The sequence below is a fragment of the Dietzia sp. E1 genome (genome assembly GCF_014145015.1).
GTDB classification, from domain to species: domain Bacteria; phylum Actinomycetota; class Actinomycetes; order Mycobacteriales; family Mycobacteriaceae; genus Dietzia; species Dietzia cinnamea_A.
Genome location: NZ_JAALDU010000330.1, coordinates 1 through 3405, shown reverse-complemented (window position 1 = coordinate 3405; position 3405 = coordinate 1). Strand labels below are relative to the sequence as shown.

The 3405-nt window shown below is 70.7% G+C and carries 5 protein-coding genes and 1 pseudogene; 3 read left to right on the top strand and 3 right to left on the bottom strand.

Annotated elements, in window-relative coordinates:
• Window positions 1–64 precede the first annotated feature (64 nt).
• Both G6030_RS11180 and G6030_RS11175 read right to left on the bottom strand, forming a co-directional pair.
• The gene (locus G6030_RS11180; RefSeq protein WP_007629813.1) at window positions 65–451 is read right to left on the bottom strand and encodes a DUF2304 domain-containing protein; all 387 of its coding nucleotides are present in this window, start codon (window positions 449–451) and stop codon (window positions 65–67) included.
• Window positions 448–1212: a glycosyltransferase family 2 protein gene (locus G6030_RS11175; protein WP_241724312.1), complete on the bottom strand. Its 765-nt coding sequence runs from the start codon at window positions 1210–1212 to the stop codon at window positions 448–450. Before G6030_RS11175 ends, G6030_RS11180 begins: the two co-directional genes overlap by 4 nt.
• Window positions 1213–1275: 63 nt before the next feature.
• On the opposite strand from G6030_RS11175, the gene G6030_RS11170 reads away from it, so the two are divergent.
• From G6030_RS11170 to G6030_RS11160, 3 genes are read left to right on the top strand one after another with little or no spacing between them, the layout of a single operon-like run.
• On the top strand, window positions 1276–2172 hold the full coding sequence (locus G6030_RS11170) for a glycosyltransferase family 2 protein (RefSeq protein ID WP_063935381.1): 897 nt from the start codon (window positions 1276–1278) through the stop codon (window positions 2170–2172).
• Window positions 2173–2179: 7 nt separating this feature from the next.
• Window positions 2180–2557: a hypothetical protein gene (locus G6030_RS11165; protein WP_182643174.1), complete on the top strand. Its 378-nt coding sequence runs from the start codon at window positions 2180–2182 to the stop codon at window positions 2555–2557.
• A 28-nt stretch (window positions 2558–2585) separates the two neighbouring features.
• A complete protein-coding gene (locus G6030_RS11160; protein ID WP_182643173.1) occupies window positions 2586–2936 on the top strand; it encodes a hypothetical protein in 351 nt (116 codons plus the stop codon).
• A gap of 65 nt (window positions 2937–3001) precedes the next feature.
• On the opposite strand, the pseudogene G6030_RS11155 reads toward G6030_RS11160, so the two are convergent.
• Window positions 3002–3405: pseudogene (locus G6030_RS11155) on the bottom strand (hypothetical protein); the annotation flags it as partial.

The following is a 3405-nucleotide window of genomic DNA, read 5'->3' as shown; positions in this document are numbered from 1 at the left end:
GCCTCGGCACGCGCGGCCTCGCCACGCACGGCCTCGCCCCGCACGGCGTCGTCCACGGGCGGGGTCAGGGCCGCAGCGGGTCGTCGTCCGCCGCCGGCTTCATCGCGCGGACGTCGACCCGGTCGTCGGGACGCACGGCGTTCTGCAGCGCGATGGTGCGCGCCAGCCGCGAGTAGCGCAGCTCCTGCTCGCGGAACCGCACGTACGTGGAGACGGTGACAAAGGCGAAGCCCATGACCAGCGCGTAGAGCACCAGGTCCGTGCCACGCTGGACGCCCAGCGCGTTGGCGATCACCGTGAGGTCGTCGGGGCGGATCACGGCGTAGACCATGAACACCACGAACAGGACGAACCCGATCTTCACGCCCGCCTTGGCGCGCGCCTTGCGGCGGTTGGCCAGGAAGAACAGGACCAGCGCGGCGCCGGCCAGCAGGAGCAGGACCTTGATCATCGGGGCAGTCTCCGTCCCACGAAGCCGTCGGAGAGGATGTTGATGCCGTTGAGCAGCGACTGCCCCTTGGACATGGAGTACTCGGTGTAGAGGATGTCGACCGGCTGCTCGGCGACCCGCCAGCCGTGCGAGTCCATGAGCTCGACGAACTCGCTGGCGTGGCTCATGCCGTTCATCCGCAGGTTGAGCTCCTCGGCGACGCGGCGGTTGAACACGCGCAGGCCGTTGTGCGCGTCGGTCAGGCCCAGTCGGCGGGTGCGGGGGCTGAGCAGTACGACCGTGCGCAGGACGAGCCGTTTGATGAGCGGCACCTGGTCGTCCTCGCCGCGCGGGCGGCCGAAGCGGGTGCCGACGATGATGTCGATCGGTTCGGTGCGCAGCCGGCCGACCATCGACTGCACGTCCTTGACCTGGTGTTGGCCGTCGGCGTCGAACGTGACGAAGTACCGCGCGCCGGGCTGGGCGCGGGCGTACTCAACGCCTGTCTGGATGGCCGCGCCCTGGCCGAGGTTCACCGGGTGCCGCACGAGGTGCGCCCCTGCGTGGTGGATGGCCGCGGCCGAGTCGTCGGCCGAACCGTCGTCCACCGCCACGATGTTGGGGAACGTCTCGCGCGCGCTGGCGAGCACCTCCTCGATCACGGTGCCCTCGTTGAAGCACGGCACGATGAGCCACACATCGCGGTTACCGACGGGGCTCAGGCCGTCCGCCTGCCCGTCCGCCGCGCCCGGCTCGCCATCCCGCACACTGTCACCCGTCATCGCGGGTCGATACTATGCGATCAGTCGGACAACCCGGTGAAGAGAAGGACGGCGGTTCCCCTGATGGCCATTGACGTGATGCTCCCGTACTACGGGGACGTCGACCACTTCAAGAAGGCCGTGGACAGTGTCCTCGCCCAGAGCTACCGGGACTTCCGCCTCGTCGTGGTGGACGACGGCTACCCGGATCCCGAGCCGGCCCGCTACATGGGCGAGATCACCGCGCGCGACGAGCGGGTCTCGTACGAGAAGAACGAGGTCAACCTCGGCGCGAACGGCAACTACCGCAAGTGCGTGGACATGGTCACCGCGCCGATCGTGGTGATCATGGGCGCCGACGACGTCATGCTGCCCAACTACCTGCAGGTCGTGGCCGACGGGTTCGCCGCCGTGCCCGACGCCGCCGTCATGGAGGTGGGCGTCAGCGTCATCGACGAGCACGGAGCGCCCGTGCGCGGCCTGTCCGACTCGGTCAAGGCGTTCACCCAGCCCAAGACCCAGGGCCGCACCGTCCTGCACGGCGAGAAGCTCATGACCTCGCTCATGCACGGAAACTGGACCTACTTCCCGTCGCTGGCGTGGAACTCCGAGTGGGTCAAGCGGATCGGCTTCCGCGAGGGCTTGGACGTGGTGCAGGACCTCGCGCTGCTGGTGGACGTCATCACCGGCGGCGGTCACATGATCTACGACCCCACGCTGGCGTTCCTCTACCGCCGGCACTCCGCCTCCGATTCCTCCGTCCGCGCCCTCGACGGTCGGCGGTTCGACGAGGAGGCCCGCTTCTTCGCCGGCGAGGCCGACGCGTTCGCCGCCCGCGGCTGGAAGAACGCCGAGCGGGCCGCCCGGCTGCACGTCACGTCGCGGCTCAACGCGCTGTCGCTCATCCCGACCGCGGCCAAGGCGGGCAAGCTCGCCGAGGGCGGGAAGAAGCTGCTCGGCCACACCTTCCGCAAGTTCTGACGCGGCGATGACCGGCGGCGCGGATCCGGGCGGCGAGGGTCGCCGTGGCGCCGGTCGCGATCCCGTGCGCGCGCGATGGGGCCTGGGCCTGTCCATGTACGTCGTCGAGGCCGTGGCGGTGGGTTTCCTCGCGCTGCTCTTCGGTGGCCTGTCCGCGATGCTCGCCGACACCTGCTTCCGCGAGAGCACCGAGCTCATCTGCGAGCCGCGCTGGCAGACCATCATGGCGGCCACGCCGATCACCGCGTGGGTCGTCACCGTCGCAGCGTTCGTGGGGCTGATGTGGTGGCGTCGACGGTTCTGGCTGGTGGTGGCCGCGATGGTGGCGACCCCGGTCGTGCCGTTGGTGGCGTTCCTCGTCATGGAGGCGGTGGTCACCGCGTGACCCGGGTGGTGGATCCGGTGGGGCGGTCGTGATCCCCGCGTCGTGGGTGCCGCACCGGCGTGACGACGGCGAGGTGGTCGGCTGGATCGACATGACGGTCGCCGAGCCGCTGGTCGTGCCGATTGACAGGTTGGGCCGGCCGATGGATCCGGTCGACGACTGGCACGAGGCCGAGCAGGTCCTGGAGCGGGTGGGCCTGCGGTTCCTCATGGATCGCTTTGTCATGGACGAGGGCGGCCGCGAGACCGTCGTCCGCATCGCCCATGTCTACGACGACCGCATCGTGCTGAGCACCGCCCTCACCGGTGCGATCGAGGAGGTCGGTCGCGAGATCGTGGTGCCGTTCCCGGCGCCGACAGGTCTCCGACGCGTGGAGTGACGGGGGCAGCGGCGTCCCGCGGCCGCGGGCCACCTTCGCGAGCGGGTGGACTCGCCGGTTCCGGGTTAGCCCTGTGTCGCGCCTCCCCAGGCCTGGGTCGCGCCTCCGCCGGTGTAGTCGCGGCCGAGGGTGCGCCCGCGGTACGGCTCGGAGGCATCGTCCGTGGGCGCGGGCTCTTCGGCGCGCGGACGTCCGAGCACGGCCGGGGCGACTTTGACCGGTTCGCCGATGATGGCGGTGGTGTTGGTGGCGTTGGTCAGGTAGCTCGCGGGCGTGTGGCCTCGCCGATCACTGTTCTGGCCCGCGTTGGCCGCGCCCATCACGCCGCCCATCGGCATCGCCCCGGCGCGACCGGTCTGGGCTGTCCCTGTCGACGACGACGAGAGCGCCCCCGCACCCGACCCCGCCGTCCCACCGGGCGCGGGACCTGCCCCGGGACCGCCCGCGGCAGGTCCGCCCCCACCTGGGC

What these genes read in the sequence shown, in the direction of transcription:
- G6030_RS11180 (WP_007629813.1), bottom strand. Translation starts at nt 451, where the DNA reads ATGATCAAGGTCCTGCTCCTGCTGGCCGGCGCCGCGCTGGTCCTGTTC.
- G6030_RS11175 (WP_241724312.1), bottom strand. Translation starts at nt 1,212, where the DNA reads ATGACGGGTGACAGTGTGCGGGATGGCGAGCCGGGCGCGGCGGACGGG.
- G6030_RS11170 (WP_063935381.1), top strand. Translation starts at nt 1,276, where the DNA reads ATGGCCATTGACGTGATGCTCCCGTACTACGGGGACGTCGACCACTTC.
- G6030_RS11165 (WP_182643174.1), top strand. Translation starts at nt 2,180, where the DNA reads ATGACCGGCGGCGCGGATCCGGGCGGCGAGGGTCGCCGTGGCGCCGGT.